11 protein-coding genes are annotated in these 16,911 nt (G+C 67.3%); 6 read left to right on the top strand and 5 right to left on the bottom strand.

Annotated features, from left to right (window positions below; translation table 11 throughout):
* Positions 1-15: 15 nt before the first annotated feature.
* Genes FBZ89_RS12460 through FBZ89_RS12450 form a run of 3 tightly spaced genes read left to right on the top strand, consistent with a single transcriptional unit; the run spans position 16 to position 2,949 of the window.
* The gene (locus FBZ89_RS12460) at positions 16-1,737 is read left to right on the top strand and encodes a nitrite/sulfite reductase (RefSeq protein ID WP_246172153.1); all 1,722 of its coding nucleotides are present in this window, start codon (positions 16-18) and stop codon (positions 1,735-1,737) included.
* The gene (locus tag FBZ89_RS12455) at positions 1,724-2,236 is read left to right on the top strand and encodes a DUF934 domain-containing protein (protein ID WP_145750287.1); all 513 of its coding nucleotides are present in this window, start codon (positions 1,724-1,726) and stop codon (positions 2,234-2,236) included. Before FBZ89_RS12460 ends, FBZ89_RS12455 begins: the two co-directional genes overlap by 14 nt.
* A complete protein-coding gene (locus tag FBZ89_RS12450; RefSeq protein ID WP_145750286.1) occupies positions 2,233-2,949 on the top strand; it encodes a phosphoadenylyl-sulfate reductase in 717 nt (238 codons plus the stop codon). The genes FBZ89_RS12455 and FBZ89_RS12450 overlap by 4 nt, the downstream gene beginning before the upstream one ends.
* Before the next feature lie 7 nt (positions 2,950-2,956).
* On the opposite strand, the gene FBZ89_RS12445 is transcribed toward FBZ89_RS12450, so the two are convergent.
* The 5 genes from FBZ89_RS12445 to FBZ89_RS12420 all read right to left on the bottom strand — a co-directional run bounded on the left by FBZ89_RS12445 (position 2,957) and on the right by FBZ89_RS12420 (position 13,398).
* Positions 2,957-4,162: a hypothetical protein gene (locus tag FBZ89_RS12445; protein WP_145750285.1), complete on the bottom strand. Its 1,206-nt coding sequence runs from the start codon at positions 4,160-4,162 to the stop codon at positions 2,957-2,959.
* A gap of 191 nt (positions 4,163-4,353) precedes the next feature.
* A complete protein-coding gene (locus tag FBZ89_RS12435) occupies positions 4,354-5,646 on the bottom strand; it encodes an NRAMP family divalent metal transporter (protein ID WP_145750284.1) in 1,293 nt (430 codons plus the stop codon).
* Positions 5,647-5,815: 169 nt separating this feature from the next.
* Entirely contained in the window at positions 5,816-8,791 is a 2,976-nt protein-coding gene (locus FBZ89_RS31190) for a patatin-like phospholipase domain-containing protein (protein ID WP_211115205.1), read from the bottom strand.
* Positions 8,792-8,810: 19 nt separating this feature from the next.
* Complete coding sequence (locus FBZ89_RS12425; RefSeq protein ID WP_145750283.1) at positions 8,811-10,781, bottom strand: GMC family oxidoreductase; 1,971 nt, start codon at positions 10,779-10,781, stop codon at positions 8,811-8,813.
* A 91-nt stretch (positions 10,782-10,872) separates the two neighbouring features.
* On the bottom strand, positions 10,873-13,398 hold the full coding sequence (locus FBZ89_RS12420; RefSeq protein WP_145750282.1) for a hypothetical protein: 2,526 nt from the start codon (positions 13,396-13,398) through the stop codon (positions 10,873-10,875).
* Positions 13,399-13,679: 281 nt separating this feature from the next.
* Between FBZ89_RS12420 and FBZ89_RS12415 the strand changes: the two genes are divergently transcribed.
* Genes FBZ89_RS12415 through FBZ89_RS31535 form a run of 3 tightly spaced genes read left to right on the top strand, consistent with a single transcriptional unit; the run spans position 13,680 to position 16,827 of the window.
* Positions 13,680-14,870, top strand: coding sequence for a hypothetical protein (locus FBZ89_RS12415; protein ID WP_186457321.1), 1,191 nt, complete (start codon positions 13,680-13,682; stop codon positions 14,868-14,870).
* Positions 14,870-15,706 carry a DUF4198 domain-containing protein gene (locus FBZ89_RS12410; protein ID WP_186457320.1) on the top strand — a complete coding sequence of 279 codons (837 nt, stop codon included), beginning with the start codon at positions 14,870-14,872 and terminating at the stop codon, positions 15,704-15,706. The genes FBZ89_RS12415 and FBZ89_RS12410 overlap by 1 nt, the downstream gene beginning before the upstream one ends.
* Positions 15,703-16,827, top strand: coding sequence for a HupE/UreJ family protein (locus FBZ89_RS31535; RefSeq protein WP_246172152.1), 1,125 nt, complete (start codon positions 15,703-15,705; stop codon positions 16,825-16,827). The genes FBZ89_RS12410 and FBZ89_RS31535 overlap by 4 nt, the downstream gene beginning before the upstream one ends.
* Positions 16,828-16,911 lie beyond the last annotated feature (84 nt).

The raw sequence follows: 16,911 nt of genomic DNA, 5'->3' as shown, positions 1-16,911 counted from the left end.
TATCGAGCTTGCATCATGAGCCCCACCGCCGCCGCCCGCCAGATCGACCCGCCCGCCAACGGCCTGTCCAGCCACGCCGGCATCTACCACTACGACCAGGTGGACCGCGATTTCCTGAAGGAGCGGGTGGAGCAGTTCCGCCGCCAGGTGGCCCGCCGCCTGGCCGGGGAGCTGACGGAGGACGAGTTCAAGCCGCTGCGCCTGATGAACGGCCTGTACCTGCAGCTGCACGCCTACATGCTGCGCATCGCTGTGCCCTACGGCATCCTGACCAGCCGCCAGGTACGCCAGTTCGGCCGCATCGCCCGGCAGTACGACAAGGGTTTCGGCCACTTCACCACCCGCCAGAACCTGCAGTTCAACTGGATCAAGCTGGTGGACGTGCCGGCCATCCTGGACCTGCTGGCCGAGGTGGACATGCACGCCATCCAGACCAGCGGCAACTGCATCCGCAACGTCACCTCGGACCAGTTCGCCGGGGTGGCCAGCGACGAGGTGGTGGACCCCCGCCACTATGCCGAGGTGCTGCGCCAGTGGTCGACCCTGCACCCGGAATTCTCGTTCCTGCCGCGCAAGTTCAAGATCGCCATCACCGGCAGCAGCGCCGACCGCGCCGCCATCTGCATCCACGACGTGGGCCTGATCGCCAAGCGCGGCGCTGATGGTACCGTCGGATTCGAGGTCTATGTCGGCGGCGGCCTGGGCCGCACCCCCTTCATCGCCAAGAAGCTGCGCGACTTCCTGCCCGAGGATGAGCTGATCGCCTATCTGGAGGCGGTCCTGCGCGTCTACAACGCCTATGGCCGGCGCGACAACATCTACAAGGCGCGCATCAAGATCCTGGTGCACGAGCTGGGCATCGACGCCTTCCGCGATGAGGTGGAGGCCGAGTTCGCCCGCATGCCGGTGGCCCAGTACCGGCTGGAGCCGGCCATCCTGGACGGCATCCGCACCCGCTTCGCCAGCCAGCCCTATGAGGCGCTGGAGCCCATCTCCGGCATCCTGGCCCGCGCGCGGCTGGAGGACCAGGCCTTCAACCGCTGGGTCCGCACCAACGTCGCCGTCCACCGCCAGCCCGGCTACGCCATCGCCACCATCACCCTGAAGCCGGCGGGCGGCATCCCGGGCGACGTGTCGGCGGATCAGATGGACGTCATCGCCGACCTGGCCGACCGCTACAGCTTCGGCGAAATCCGGGTGACGCACGAGCAGAACCTGGTGCTGGCCCATGTCCGCCAGGACGACCTGCCGGCCCTGTGGAAGGCGCTGGCCGACATCGGTTTCGGCGAGGCCAATTCCGGCCTGATCACCGACATCATCGCCTGCCCTGGCCTGGACTATTGCGCCCTGGCCAACGCCCGCTCCATCCCGCTGGCCCAGCGCATCTCGGAGCGCTTCGCGGATCTGGACCGGCAGCATGACATCGGTGAGCTGAAGATCAAGATCAGCGGCTGCATCAACGCCTGCGGCCATCACCATGTCGGCCACATCGGCATCCTGGGCGTCGACAAGAAGGGGGTCGAGGCCTACCAGCTGACGCTGGGCGGCTCGGCCGCCGAGGCGGGCGCCATCGGCGACATCCTGGGCCCGGCCCTGTCGGCGGATGAGACGCTCGACGCCATCGATGCCGTGGTCGGCGTCTATCTGGACCAGCGCCAGGACGGGGAACGCTTCCTCGACACCCTGGCCCGCATCGGTCACACCCCGTTCAAGGACAAGGTCTATGCCGCTCATTGACTCCGGAAAGCTGGTCGACGACGCCTGGGTGCGCCTGGGCGATGACGACGCCCTGCCGGCGGCGGACGTGCCGGTCATCGTCAGCCTGGCCCGGTTCCACAAGGACCGCGCCAGCCTGGTGGGCCGCAACGGCGGCCTGGGCATTTTCCTGGCCAGCAGCCAACACCCCAAGGACATCGCCGACCACCTGGCGGACTTCGCCCTGGTGGCGCTGGACTTCCCCAAGTTCCGCGACGGGCGCGGCTTCACCATCGCCCGCGAGTTGCGGGAGCATCTGGGCTATCGCGGCATCATCCGCGCCGTGGGTCACACCCTGCCCGACCAATATCTGGCCCTGGTCCGCTGTGGCGTGACCCAGGTGGAAATCCCCGAAGGCCGCGATCCGGCGCTGTGGGCGCATGCCCTGGCCGAGATCAGCACCGCCTACCAGGTGTCGGTGGCCGGGCCTTTGTCCATGGCGCGCCTGGCCCGCCACAAGAAGACGGAGCACGCAGCGTGACCGCGACTGGCGACCGGGCGGCCGACTTGGCCCGGACCTATGCCGGCCTGACGGGCCCGGCGCTGCTGGAACCCCTGCTGACGCGGGAGCTGAAGGGCGAGATCGCGCTGGTTTCGTCCTTCGGGGCGGAATCGGCCGTGCTGCTGCACATGGTCGCGGAGATCGATCCGGCCACGCCGGTCATCTTCCTGAACACCGGCAAGCTGTTCGGCGAGACGCTGCGCTACCGCCGTGAGCTGGTGGCGCGGCTGGGCCTGACCGACGCCCGGGAGATCAAGCCGCTGCCCGAGGATGTGGCGACGCGCGACGCCGACGGCCTGCTGTGGCGCAACAATCCGGACGCCTGCTGCCACTTTCGCAAGGTGGAGCCGCTGAACCGCGCGCTGGAAGGCTTCGGCGCCTGGATCACGGGCCGCAAGCGCTTCCAGGCCAGCACCCGCGCCAGCCTGGTGACCATCGAGGTGGCCGAGGGCCGGCTGAAGATCAACCCGCTGGCCGACTGGGACCGCGACGATCTGGTGGCCTATCTGGACCGCCATGACCTGCCGCGCCACCCGCTGGAGGCCGACGGCTATCTGTCCATCGGGTGCATGCCCTGCACCGACCGCGTCGCCCCCGGCGACGATGTGCGGTCCGGCCGCTGGGCCGGCATGGGCAAGACGGAATGCGGCATCCATCTGCCGCTGTCCGCCGTGGCCGCCCCTTCCAACTGATCCCGTCTCAGCCTTGGGCCTCCTTCGGCGCGGCCTGCGGGCTGGCGGCGGGCCCAAGGGCGGCGGGGCGCGAGGCGGCGTCGCGCGGTTTGAACACCTCGCGCAGCTTGTCCACCGCGGCATCGAACATGGCGAAAACCGCCTCCACGCTGTAGCCCGCCAGGAAGGCCGCGCCCAGCAGGGAGATTTGGGCGGTGGCCGTGGGTTCTATCGTCGCCATGACGCTTTTGTAGAACAGGCCGGTGGCCAGCCCCAGGGTCAGGCCCAGGGCCCGCCGCAGCACCATGCGGAAGCCCAGCTGCGGCATGAAGGAGGCGTTGACCACTGCCTCCGTCAACACCCGCGCGATGTAGGCGCAGGCCCCCAGCAGGCCGAACAGGGCCGGCAGCACGTACAGCGTCAGGGCCGTGCAGGCGTTCCACGCCAGTTCCACCGTATGCATCAGGATGATGTTCGGCTCCTCCTGCGGGGCGTCCGTGTCGGCATGGGGCTCGCGCGCGCGGCAGTATCCGTGGGCATCGAAGCTGAGCGTCACGGCGCGGGACAGCAGGCTGCAAATCCAGGGCCGCAGCAGCTTGGCCGCCGCCTGCTGGCGCAGCTGCACCAGCGGCTCCTCCGCCGTCTGGTCCACGACCGTGGCCGCGCCGCCGGGGGAGGACGGGCTGGACGCGGCGGATTGGACGGCGGCCGGGCTGCCGGCCAAGGGCCGCTCCGCCGCCACCCCTTCGATGAACAGCAGCTTGCGCACGCCGGTCTGGGCCAGCAGGTTGGTGCCGTTGGCGGCATGGATCTGGATGATGGCCGTCACCAGGGCCACGCCCACCAGCCAGAGGACGCCGCTGCGTATGGTCCGTTGCACCAGGCCGGCACGGGTCAGCGACCGCCACCACCCCAGCAGACCCAGTTCGCGACGGAATTCGCGGATATGGCGCAGGCTGCCGCTGGTGGCCGGGGCGATCACCACCGACAGCGCCTGGTAGGTCCCCCACAATACCTGCTTGTCCTCCAGGCTCAGATGCTCGGGCGGCGTGGCGGTGACGCGCACCGCCGCGTCGATCACCGCCCGCTCCAGCGCCAAGCCCCGGCCGGCGGCGTAACCGAGCATGATGCGGACATCATCCTGCCACTCCTCCCACCGCCGATGGTCGCGCGTGTCGGCCTTGGCCGTACCTGGCCCATCGTCACCCTCTTGCGTGTCCGTTCCGTCGCTCATGGCCTGCCCCCTCCCCCTGCCAGGCCTCAATTAAAGAGATATATTTACCGGAAGTCTTTCTCTTTTTTGCGATCTTGCCATTCAGGTCGCCGGCGGCCATGCTGCATCGACCGGCGACGGCCCTGCGCCTGGCCTGCATCGGCCTGATCGTGGCCGGCATCGCGGGCCTGAAGCTGGCGCACGGGTGATCCTTAGATCACCCAGGTCACCACCATGGCGGTGTCCACCACCGCCATGGTGGCCATGCAGACCCAGCCCAGGACACGCAAGGCCGGCGGCAGGACGAAGTCGCCCATGATCTCGCGCTTGGCCGCCATGCGCATCATCATGACGATCACCGGCACAGCCACCAGGCCGTTGACCACCGCGCTCCAGAACAGGGCCTTCACCGGGTCCATGTCGATGACGTTCATGACCGAGCCCACGGCCATGGCCAGCAAGATGGCGCCGTAGAAGGCCTTGGCCTTGTGCCAGGGCCGCGCCAGGCCCACCGGCCAGCGCCGCGCCTCGCCCAGCGCATAGGCTGCCGACCCCGCCAGCACCGGCAGGGCCAGGAGGCCGGTGCCGATGATGCCCAAGGCGAAGACGGCGAAGGCGAAGGTGCCGGCGATGGGGCGCAACGCCTCCGCCGCCTGGCTTGAGGTCTGGATGTCGGTGACGCCATGGGTGTGCAGGGTCGCGGCGGTGGTGATGATGATGAACAGCGCCACGCCGTTGGACAGCAGCATGCCGATGTAGGTGTCGAGCCGGATGCGCCGCAGTTCGTCCGGCGCCTGTTCCGGCGCCTTCTTCAGGGGCTGGGCCCCGGGATCGCCCTTTTCCTCCTCCACCTCCTGGTCCGCCTGCCAGAAGAACAGGTAGGGGCTGATGGTGGTGCCGAAGACGGCGACGACGGCCACCAGGTACTCCGACTTCAACGAGATGGGCGGGTGGATCACCGCACGGCCCAGCTCGGCCCAGGGGATGGGCACCACCAGCACGGTGGCGACATAAGCGAACAGCGACAGCGTCAGCCATTTCAGGATGGAGACGTAGCGGCAGTACGGCACCAGGATCTGCAGCGCGGCCGAGGCCCCCCCGAACAGGAGGACATACAGCCATTGCGGCCCGCCGATCAGCAGGCCCAGGGCCGCCGCCATGGCCCCCAGGTCGGCGCCGATGTTGATGACGTTGGCCGCCACCAGCAGGAAGACGATGGCGTTGATGGTCAGCGGCGGGTAATGGCGGCGCAGGTTGCCGGCGATGCCATGGCCCGTCACCCGGCCGATGCGGGCGCTGATTTCCTGGATCGCCGCCATCAGCGGATAGGTCAGGATCAGGGTCCAGGCCAGGCCGTAGCCGAACTGCGCCCCCACCTGGGAATATGTGGCGATGCCGCTGGGGTCGTCGTCGGAGGCGCCGGTGACCAGGCCGGGCCCCAGGCACTGCCAGATGGTGCGGGGCTTCTTCGGCGGCCCGCCCCCCGCCGGCCGATCTTCAAGCACAGGTGTGGTTTCGGATGGCGCCGATCCCGGCTCCAAAGTGTCCAAGGCTAGCCTCCCCGCCGTCCTTTAGAAACGGAGGCGGGCCGCACGTCCCACGTGCCAACCCGCCCCGCCCTTTAAAAGATGCAGCGAAGATGCCTTGTTCCGTCGTGCTTCCCGGCTAGGCCACTCAGGCGCCCTGCAGGATCGGCGGATCACACTCCTCACACTCTTCCTTCAGCGCCGCTTCCGCCAGGCTGTCCATGATCTGCTTCAGGGTGGCGAGATCGGTGGCGCAGCCCTGGGCCTCCGCCAGGATGCTGTCCATGATCTGGAAGCCCAGCGACCGGTAGCTCTCGAACTGGGATTCGGAGAACCACTGGTCGGTGGTGGACTCGTGCGGGAAGGTGGGGTGGCTGTTGGCATAGGCCTTGACCCCCGCCCCCTCGTCGCAATTATGGAAGCTGGCCTTGACGTACAGGATGATGCCCGGCTTGGCCGCCGGCCCGTCGGCCATGGCATAGTCGATGACGCCCATGGCGTGATAGGGCACATCGGTCAGCGTCACCCCCGGTGCCGGGCGCGGCTGCATCTTCTGCAGTTCGTGGAAGCGGATGGGGATGCCGAAGTCAATGCCGATCTTGCGCACGGCCATGCCCAGATCGGAGTAGGTGAAGTCCGGATCCTCGCCGGCGTCGCTGATCACGATATAGCGGCAGCGGCGGCGGACCATTTCATACAGCCCCAGATCCTCGAAGTGGCCGCCGTCCGACAGGGCGACATAGGGCTGGTCGTCCGTCGTCAGGCCGAAGGCGTCCTTGACCAGGGGCGCCGCCGCCGTGGGCGGGCCATTGCGGTACCAGGACTTGTCCCCCACCGGCGCCGGATTGCCCAGCCACCAGCCCAGCCGCATGTTCAGCAGGGTCAGCAGCAGGGACACGGTGGGCGATGAGTGATAGCCCGCGTTGGGATCCACCGCGGCGCCGGAAATGGCCATGGCCGTGCCCAACGAGATGCCCGGGTTGCTGGGATCATCCTCCGGGCGGGGGGGGCATTTCGGCTGGCGCGCGAAGGGCCACAGGCGGAACCGCCGGCCGCTGTGCGACGACCCGCCGTACTTGGACGACGGACGGAAGGCGCCGCGATACGCCACCAGCGTGCCGCCCGGCTGATCCAGCAGGGGGCACAGCGACGCCGCCCCGCTGTGCAGCGGCGTGATGGTGAAGGACATGCCCTTGCGCTGCTGCCACGCCAGATTGCGGGTGGAGATGACGTTCAAGGTCGTGTTCAGGACATGGAAGGGCCGCCAGTTGTCGCCCGTCCGGTCCTCGCGCTTCGCCGGCCACAGCGACTGCATGGTCGGATTGTCATCCATGTCGAAGCCGGTGAAGCGGTCCGGCTTGCGGCCGATGTGCGACGCCCCCAGGAAGGCCCGGACCAGGCGGTTGCGGTAGAGGCCGTGCAGGGAGAAGCGGTTGATGTTGATGTACTTGGACGCGAAGAGGGCGATGATGCCCAGGATCGCCCCCGCGATCAGCAGCAGCGGCACCACCATGCCACGCTCCTGCGCCTCCACCATGCCGCTCTGGAACACCACCGACCCGGTGCTGTCCGGCAGGATGAGATAGTTGCCGTACGAGATCAGGTAGGCGAACAGGGAGTCCCGCAGCACCACCAGATCGATGATGGCCGATCCCAGGACCAGCAGCAGGGCGAAGAACAGCGGGGCCGACAGGCTGGCCGCCACATTGTAGGCGATAGCGACCGGGCTGCGGTTGGGGGACTGGCTGGACGACTGGGCCGAGGTGCGGCCGCTGCCGCCGGTCAGCCAGCCGACCATGGCGGTGGCGCCGCCGCCGGCCACCAGCCAGTCGAACAGGGCCTGCGTGCCCAATTCCACCTGGCCGGCCGTCCACGACCCCAGGAGGGCCAGGGCCACGCCGGCGATCCAGGCGATGCAGGTCGCCAGGTACCAGCCCGCCGACCGCGCGAACCACTCGCGCTGCTCATCCGAGCGGGGGGTGTTGCTGGTCAGCGCCACGTAGCAGGTCTCCGCCATCAACTGCGACAGCAGCAACCACGGCGGCGCGAACAGCAGCAGCAGCAACAGGCGCACGGCCGGGTCGCCGCCGGAGCCGATGATATGGGCGCCAAAGCCCAGGAAGGCGCCGTAGGCGATGCCCGCCACCAGCCAGCCCCACGTGGTGCGGTGCTTCAGCCGCGCCCAACGCTTGAGATCCAGCAGCGCGGTGAACAGCTCCCCCGTCGTGAGCAGGGTGATGAGCTGGGCCGCGCCATAGACGACAAAGCCGAGGATGCCGCCGAAGACCAGCAGGTCGGCCAGCGGCGTGACGATCAGCAACTGATAGCCGATGGTGGTGTCCAGCGCCCCGGTCCAGGCGACGCCACCCAGGAACATGGGCAACAGATTGCCTTTCAGGAACTGGCCCTGCGTTGGACTGGCCGTGCCGCTGAGCCTCATGGCACGGAGTGTGAACCGTAGTCCTATGAGGACCAGCACCAGGGAGATGGCCGCCAGGATGAACAGGGCCAGGCCGTATTTCTGGTCGCCGAAGGGGTGCGACAGCCAGGCCACGCCCACGGCCGCCAGCTTCACCACCACCAGGCTGAGCAGGAACAGCGGGATCAGCAGCACCCAGTTCAGCAGCAGGTTGCGCAGGATCATGGCCGCCGCCGCCCAGGTGTCGGCGGAGACCAGGCCCACCTTGGGCGTCAGGTAGTTGCTGTCGCGCCGCAGGTCGCCGATGGCCGTCGGCTCAACGGCGCTGACATCATGGCCGCGGGTGTTCAGCTGCGGCAGCACGTCGGCATAGGGCTGGCGGGAAAGCCAGGCCGACAGCCAGCTGCCGATATAGCCGCCGCCGGAGACGGTGGAGAGGTAGTTGAACTGCCCCAACAGCGCCTTGTCCGGCGGCGGCAGGCGGAAGTCCTTGCAGGGCCGGGGCCGGGCGGCGAGCGCCTGGATGACGCCCAGGCCGAAGGTGGCGCTGCGGATGCCGCCGCCCGACAGGCAGAGGGCGGTGGATTCCAGATTGTTGAGCGCCAGGGTCAGGTCCTCGTCCTGCACCCCGTCGAGCACGTGGTCGCCATGGATGCTCTCGGCCTCGGCCCGCAGAACCTCGATGGTGCTGAGCGGATTGGTCATTGGTCTAGCCCCCTGAATCTCACGCCCGCGCCTGATGGCGGCGGTTCGGCTGGCAACGGGTCTGCTCGATGATCACCTCGGCCGCCTTCTCGCCGATCATGTAGACGGCGCTGACGATGAAGTAGCCGGGGATGCGCGGGAAGACGGAGGCGTCCACCACCCGCAAACCCTTGACCCCATGGACACGGAAATCGCTGGACAGCACGCCACCCCCGGTGGCGCTGCCGATGGCGCAGGTGCAGGAGGCGTGGTGCCCCCAGGCGTGGGTGCGCACGAAGTGCTTCAACTCCTCGTCCGTCTGGACGTCGGGGCCGGGCAGCAGTTCCTGCTTGGCGATGCCCTGGTCGTACAGTTGCTTGGTGACGGCGCGCACGAAGCGGATGCCCTCCACCACGCTGTCCAGGTCCTCGCCCGACTTGTCGGTCCCTTCCTCGAAGTAATGGAAATTGATGTAGGGAGTGTCGCGCGGGTCGGCCGACCGCAGGGTCACCTCCCCGCCGCGGTTCAGCGTGTGGGCCTTCAGCACCGCCCAGGTCAGCATGTTCAGATGCTCCGGGAACAGGCTGGAATAACCGGGGTAGTAGCCGCGGAATTCACCCAGCAGGCCGAAGCAGAACAGGTCGGGCATGGGCCGCTCGGGTGCCGAGCGCTTGGTGACGGCCAGCACGGCGCCGTTGGTGGTGTAGACGCCCTCGCGCTTTTCCTTCCATTGCTGGTACTGGGGATCGCCGGCGGCGAACTTGGCGCCTTTCAGCACCTCCCAGTCCGTGGTCATCTCGTTGACGACGCCGACCTCGTACCGGTCCTGCAGGTTGCGGCCCACGCCGGGGCTGTCGACCCGCACCGGGATGTTGAATTTCTCCAGCGTTTCCCTGGGCCCGATACCCGACAGCATCAGCAGTTGCGGCGTGTTGAAGGCGCCGCCGGACAGGATGACCTCATGCTTGGCGTAGACGGCGCGCTTTTCCCCGCCCGTGCCCTGGGCGAAGGAGGCGGAATACAGCTTCTCCCCCTTCTCATATTCCACGCCGATGGCGCGCGGCTCGCCCCCCAGCGGTCCGTCTGTGGACTCATCGAACAGGACGCGGGTGACCAGGGCATCAAGTTCGATATGCAGCCGGTCGGGATGCTTCTCGGCCACCTCCAGCAGGCGCTCGCGCGTGCCGGTGCGGGCATGGTTGCGGTTGGACAGGGGAACGTAGCGCAGGCCGAAGGCGTCGGCGTCCACCAACCGAACGTCGTTCGCATCCCCCTCCCCCTCCAGCAGCCATTCGAAGCCCTGGTCGGGGTTGGGGTCGCGTTGCAGCACGGCCTTGGCGCAATCCAGCAAGCCCTGGATCAAGGGCTTGTCGCCCAGCGCCTGCAGCGGGATGGCCTTCTGGGTGTGCAGCCAGCCCCGGAAGCCGTGGCCCGACGGATTGATCAGGCCCAGGCTCAGCCAGTACAGCAGGCGGTAGAACCAACGGTAGTGGCAGTTCTCCAGCTTGCGGAACAGCCGCCGCATGGCCTTGGGGTGCCAGCTGACGTCGCCCGTCAGGTCGGCGATGAACTGCCAGTCCTCGTTATTGGGATAGATGATGATCTGGGCGTTATGCGCCGTGCACCCCCCCAGCGTGCCGGCGCGGGGATAGAGGACGCCATCGACCGGCCGTCCGTCAAGCGGTGGATACACCGCCCTATACTTGGGGTCGGAGGTCTGCACCGCCTGGTTGCTGTAGTGGCGCACGAAGAAGTCCCAGCGCATGCCCGTGTTTTCCGAGGCGAAGGCGTGGAGTACCGGTACGTCGTAATCGTCCGGCAAACGGTTCTCGTTCGGATAATAGGGATCGCCCCCATGGGACTTGCGCGGGTCTCCGCCCGCCTCCAACACCAGCACCGAATACCCCGCCTCCGCCAAGCGGGCCGCCACCGTGCCGCCGCCGGCGCCGGAACCGACGACGATGAAATCGTACTGAGCGGATTGAACGGATGCCTCATTTACATCTGCCATAGCCTGTCCCCCATGCCTGGCCCGTGGGAATGCCGCCCCCAACCGCCGGCCGCGGAGCACGCGGCCGGACGGGATTTGAAGGGCGGGGTGGTCAGAAGGTCTTCAGGAACTCGATCAGCGCTTCCTTGTCGTCGTCGCTGAGCGCCGTCGTCTCGGACGTGAAGCTGGTCCCGAAGTAGTGGCCGCGATTGACCTCGAAATCCGGGCACTTGCTGAAGTCCAGCAGCGGCTTCCGAAGGTTGGCGAACACTTTGCGCGCCTCCTCGTCCGTCGCGTTCTTGGGCAGCTGCGACAAGTCGTGGGTCGCTTTTTTCAGCAGCTGCAGCAGCTGGACATAGCGGGGCAGGTTCTCCGCCAGGGTCGCGTCGTCCTTGTACAGCTCGGTGTTGGAGATGAGGTTGACCGGCGTGTCCTTGGGGATGGGCCCCACCATCAGGTCGCCGTCACCGAAGATGCTGGGCAGCCAGCGGTGCAGCGGGCTGAGCAGCGGCTTCAGGAAGCCGGGCAGGTAGCCGCCGGGCACCTTCAGATAGCTGCCGACACTGGTGCGGTCGATGAGGAACACCCCCTTGTCGCCCAGCAGCTTGTCGTGGGGACGCGTCTCGGGCCACAGCATCTGCCGGATCGAGACCTCGAAGGTTTTCACGCGCTCCCCGACCGAGGGGTCCAACGGATTAAACGGGTAATAAGGCTTTTGGTTGGGCGGCGGCGGCGGCAGTGGCTGCTGCGCGTAGAATGACCCACCGGGCCAGCCCACCGTGTTGTTCACCAGGTAGGGCGCCGTCGACCACAGGGCCACCAGCGAGGGCACACGGGTGTAGCCGCGGCCGCCGGCCGGCATGACGTAGTCCTTCTCCTCACCCGTGAAGGGGTCGTGGATCTTGATGGTGCCGACGGACGGCAGCTGCTTGTAGGAGGTGGAGGAGAAATTGTCCCAGATGTTGCCGGCGATGGCGTTGGTGGCCAGCGGGCTACAGGCGTTGGTCTGCAGCAGGGTCACCGGGACCCGCATGTCGGTGGAAAGATAGTTTCCTTCCAGGAAGTCCGGCGCCTTCACCATCTCCTTCATCTGCGCCTTGAACTCGTCCGATTTCACCCAAGCCCAGTACTGGTTCCAGCAGGCCAGGTAGTTGGGGCCGTTGCAGGTCTTGAAGTCGATTTCCTTGGGCACCGGTGGCTGCTTGCTGGAATGACAGCCGGCGCAGGTCTCGGCGAACACCTCCTTGCCCCGCTCCAGATGGGTGGCGGGCCCGGCGGTCATAAGTTCCTTGCCGCCCGGCGCGTCGGCCAGCTTGTGGCCCTTCGCGATGTCGGCGTTCAGGAAGTAGGCGGCGAGGAAGCCCGTCTGCGCCTCCGTCGCCTGCCAATAGCTGGAGTTCTTGCGGCCCACCTCGATTTGGATGGCCGTGTTGGGCACGCCGCCGAACAACGGGTTGAAGTGGCGCAGCCATTCCTCGCTGAACAGGCCGATGTTGATGAAGACGCGGTTCAGCGCCCCCTGCACCCCCACGCTGTCGGAACCGTCCTTCAGCACGTGCGGGGTGATCACCTGCTTGCCGTCGAGGCTGCCCTTGAGGAACTCGTTGTTCAGCTCGGGCCCGCTCAGCGTTTCCTGCCCCCGCTCCTTGGCGATCTGCACGCGGGACGGCAGGCCATAGACGGCGTTCATGGTGCGGGGATTGTTGATGTAATCGGTGGAGACCAGCGAGGTGTCCAGCGCGCCGGGGCGCGAGGTGTGCACCAGCTGGATCAGGTAGTTCTGCTCACTCGTCTTGCGCTCCGGCGAGCCCGGCTTGCCGTAGTTCCAGCCGAAGATGCGATCGATCCAGAAATACTGGGCGCCGACCACCGCGCTCATGTTCTCCCACTTCGGGTTTTCCGGGTCGGCCGGGGGATGGGTCGGGCTGGGCCCCACATGACAGAAGCCACAGGCCATGCCCACGCGGTAAGGCCGGACCAGGTTCTTGTCGTTGTAGTAGTCGGGGTCGTTGTAATACTTCTCCGCGTCCCAATGCTTCTTCGCCTTTTCGTCGAAGTCGGGATTGGGGAACAGGCGCAGGCCGACGATACCCGTGGGATAGCCGTAGAAGGAGCCCACCGGCACGGTGACGCCACGCGCACCGATCTTGACGCCGGGATACTTCTTCTCATTGGCGAAAGGGTCGTCGGGACAGTTGGGGTCGTCCTTGACGCTCACCCGCTGATCCAGCCACAGACCGTACGGGTCCTTCGAGCCATCCTTCGGTTCCACGAAGCAGGGCTCGTTCATCAGGCCCAGCTGCTCGAACCGGTTGTGGCGGCCATAGGCCAAAGTCTTATAGCTGGAAATGGTCTTCAGCAGGTCGAAGTTGCCGAAGGCACTGTTGGTGATGGCATCCCAGAAGCGGTCGTTGCCCCCGGTCCACACCACCCAGTTGTTGCGGCCCTTGACCTCATCCGGCTTCAGCTGAACGCCGCCGTCCATGTCCTTGAAATAGTCCTCGTCGGCGGCCGGGAAGGTGTCGGCGGCCCGATCGGCCCGCATCGCCTCATCCTTCACCTGCTTGTCACCGCAGCCAGACAGCAGCAGCACCGCCGCCACCAGGGTCGCAAAGACCCCAAGACCGATCCGCGCCATGCCCCACCTCGCGCCCTGAAAAGTTGTTCGTTGGTCTGGACATTATATCCTAGGCCAACTAGTCTCAAGCCAAAGATACAACCTACAGGAAATATAATACCTGTTGTTGCACCGTTTATCTCGAATTTGATAGTCGGGCTCCACCCCTAAAGTGTAGGGGCACCCTTAGGAAGGGCGTAACCCTTCCGATAGCGCACAGCTTCCGAACAGGCTTAATTTTCGTTCAAAATCAATGTGATATGTCGCATCACGCGAAACTGGCGGGACAACGGAGGGAGACGATGGGGCGCATCTTCAACAGGGCCACGGGCCTGAACATCCTGGAAAAAGCGCTGCCGAGGGCGCGGCTGGCCGGTCTCGCGCTGGTTGCATGCCTGGGCCTGGCAACCCCACAACCTGGGCGCGCGTCGGACCATGCCGACCCGACCAACCTGACCGACCCGACGGCCAATATCACGGATCTGTTCTTCTACCCGGACGGGGACGACATGATCCTGATCTTCGACGTCAACCGCGCCCTGCTGGCGCCCAAGCCCTACGACCTGGCGCCGTACGATTATGAGATCCACATGGACCTCACCACGCCGGTGTCCTTCCAGGACCCGGTCATCCGCGCCCGCTATGGCGGCACGGTGCTGGTGCCCGACCAGATCCACCCCGACGTCACCATCAAGGTGAAGCTGCAGGACGACGTGACGGTGAACAGCGTCACCTACACGGGGCTGAAGGACACCGACAAGATCAAGACCTACTTCGGCGTGCGCGACGATCCCTTCATCTTCCCGCGCTTCTTCAAGAAGAACGTCATCGCCATGGTGATGCGCATCCCGAAGACCGCATTCCCGGCGGACCAGCACGACTTCATCCTGTGGGGCACCACCGCCAAGGGTGGGACGGAAATCGACCATGTCGGCCGGTCCATCCGCACCCAGCTGCCGCGCTTCGGCTTCATCAACACGATGCCGCCCAAGGACCAGCTGAAGGCGCTGATGACCCGCAAGGCCAAGCTGGACAACATCTACAACTACCTGCACAGCGCCAAGGAATGGTGGGCGGTGGCGGCGGCCGACTTCCTGCAGTTCACCCTGCAGCTGCGGCCCTACGACCTGCAACCCGATGTCATGGTCTACACCGACCGCTTCCCCGTCGGTTACCCCAACGGCCGCCTGCTGACCGACGACGTGGTGGCGCAGACCTGCGCTTTCGGCGACTGCCTGTTGCAGGAGATTTCCTTCATCGAGGGGCCCTGGCCACGCGCCACGGTGAACGACAAGCCCTTCTCCGCCGAATGGCCCTATCTGGCGCCGCAATGGCCCGATCAGACGCCGGCACCGTCCAACGCCCACAGCGTCCTGCCCTGGGTCATCCTGGGCGTGATCGTGCTGCTGCTGGTCAGCTGGGGGATCGTGGAGATCATCCGCCTGCTGCTCCGGCATCTGCTGCGCTGGTGGTGGCGCCGGGTCGACGCCTGATGGTCGCGTTGCGCGGGGCGCTGATCGGGTTGGCGGCCACGTGCTGGGCCGCCGGCGCCCTGGCGCATGATTTCTGGATCGAGCCCTCCACCTTCCGCCCCGGCCCCGGCACCGCCGTGGCCGTGGGCCTGCGGGTGGGGGAGAATTTCATCGGCGACCCGGTGCCCCGCACCGCCAGCCTGATCGACCGCTTCTTCGTCCGCCAGGCGGGGGAGGAGCAGGCGGTGGGCGGCGCCGACAACATCGACCCGGCCGGCTTCCTGCGCGCCGACGGCCGGACCACCGCCCTGATCGGCTATACCGGCGGCGGCAGCTATATCGAGCTGCCGGCCGAGCGCTTCACCGCCTATCTGCGCCAATACGGCCTGGACGGCATCGTGGCGGAGCGGGAGCGGCTGGGGGAAAGCGCCCGGCCGGGCCGCGAATGCTTCTACCGCTACGCCAAGTCCCTGCTGGCCGGCACCAAGGCCGACCCGGCGGTGACCCAACCTCAAGGCTACACCTATGAGATCGTGCCCGACGCCGACCCCACGGCGGCGGGGGCCGGCCCGATGCGCGGCCATGTGCTGTTCCTGGGCCAACCGGTGGCGGGGGCCGTGGTCACGGCGCATTTGTGGGGCCAGCCGGCCGCGCGCCTGGCCACGCGCAGCGACGCCCAGGGCGCCTTCGCGTTCCCCCTGTCCCAGGGCGGGGTGTGGCTGATCCGGTCGGTGCACATGGTCCGGGCGGGCACCCTGGCCCACTGGCTGCATCACCGGGACTGGGAAAGCCACTGGGCCTCGCTGACCTTCGACTGGCCGGGCCCCGCCGGCGGCGGCGCGGGCGCGCAGCCATGAGGCGCTGGCAGTGTACCCTGCTGCTGGGGGGCCTGCTGCTGGCGCTGCGCCTGGGCCAACCCTCCCACGCGCATGAGATCGGCACCACCCAGGTGCAGTTGATCGTCGGACCGGGCGACACCTGGTCCGCCACCATCACCACCGCCCCCACCGCCCTGGTGAACAAGCTGGAGGCGGCGGGCGGCGGGCCGCTGAGCCGCGACCTGACGGCGGACCGGGTGCAGACCCTGCTGCCGCCCTATGCCGGCGCCATCGCCGCCCAGGTGGATCTCAGGGCCGACGGCGCCCCCATGCCGGCCACGGTGGTGGTGGAACGGGTGGAGATGCCCAGCGACATCACCTTGCCGGCCTTCGTGGTGCTGCGGGCCAGCGGCCCCTTGCCACCCGGCGCGCGCACCATCACCTGGCGCTACGGCCTGGTCTACAGCACCTATGGCGTCGTCTTCACCGATGCCGCCGGCGGGGCGCCGCAGACCCAATGGCTGGAGGGCGATGCCGCCAGCCCGCCCTTCGCCCTGGCCGCCAACGCCGCCCCCATCTCATGGCCCCGGCTGGCGGCGCAGTACCTACAGCTGGGCTTCCTGCACATCCTGCCGGAAGGGCTGGACCACATCCTGTTCGTGCTGGGCATCTTCCTGCTGACTACCCGCTTGCGCTCCATCCTGGTGCAGGTCACGGCTTTCACCCTGGCCCATTCCGTCACCCTGGGCCTGACCATGTATGGCGTGATCAGCCTGCCCGCACGGGTGGTGGAGCCGCTGATCGCCCTGTCGGTCGCCTATGTGGCGGTGGAGAACATCCTGACGGCGCGGCTGACGCCTTGGCGGCCCCTGGTGGTCTTCGGCTTCGGCCTGCTGCATGGCATGGGCTTCGCCGGCGCGCTCGCCGACCTGCACCTGGCCCGGCGCGACGTCATCCCCGCCCTGGTCAGCTTCAATGTCGGGATAGAACTGGCGCAGCTGTCCATCATCGCCGCCGCCTATGGCGCCGTCGCTCTCGTGTGCGTTTCAGGGGGGAACAAGGACCAGCCCTGGTACCGCCGCCGCGTGGTTATCCCCGCCTCCTCCCTCATCGCCGCCACCGGCCTGTTCTGGACGGTGCAGCGGGCGGTCGGCCTTTAACTCTGATGGAACCGGTGCCACGGCACGCGTGACACGGATGCGTCATTTCCGGTAATTTCACTACAATGGGAAGGAACCGCGCCG

The organism is Nitrospirillum amazonense (genome assembly GCF_007828045.1).
Classification (GTDB): Bacteria; Pseudomonadota; Alphaproteobacteria; order Azospirillales; family Azospirillaceae; genus Nitrospirillum; species Nitrospirillum amazonense_C.
The sequence above is the reverse complement of the archived record's forward strand: the minus strand, read 5'-3'. Positions and strand labels throughout refer to the sequence as shown.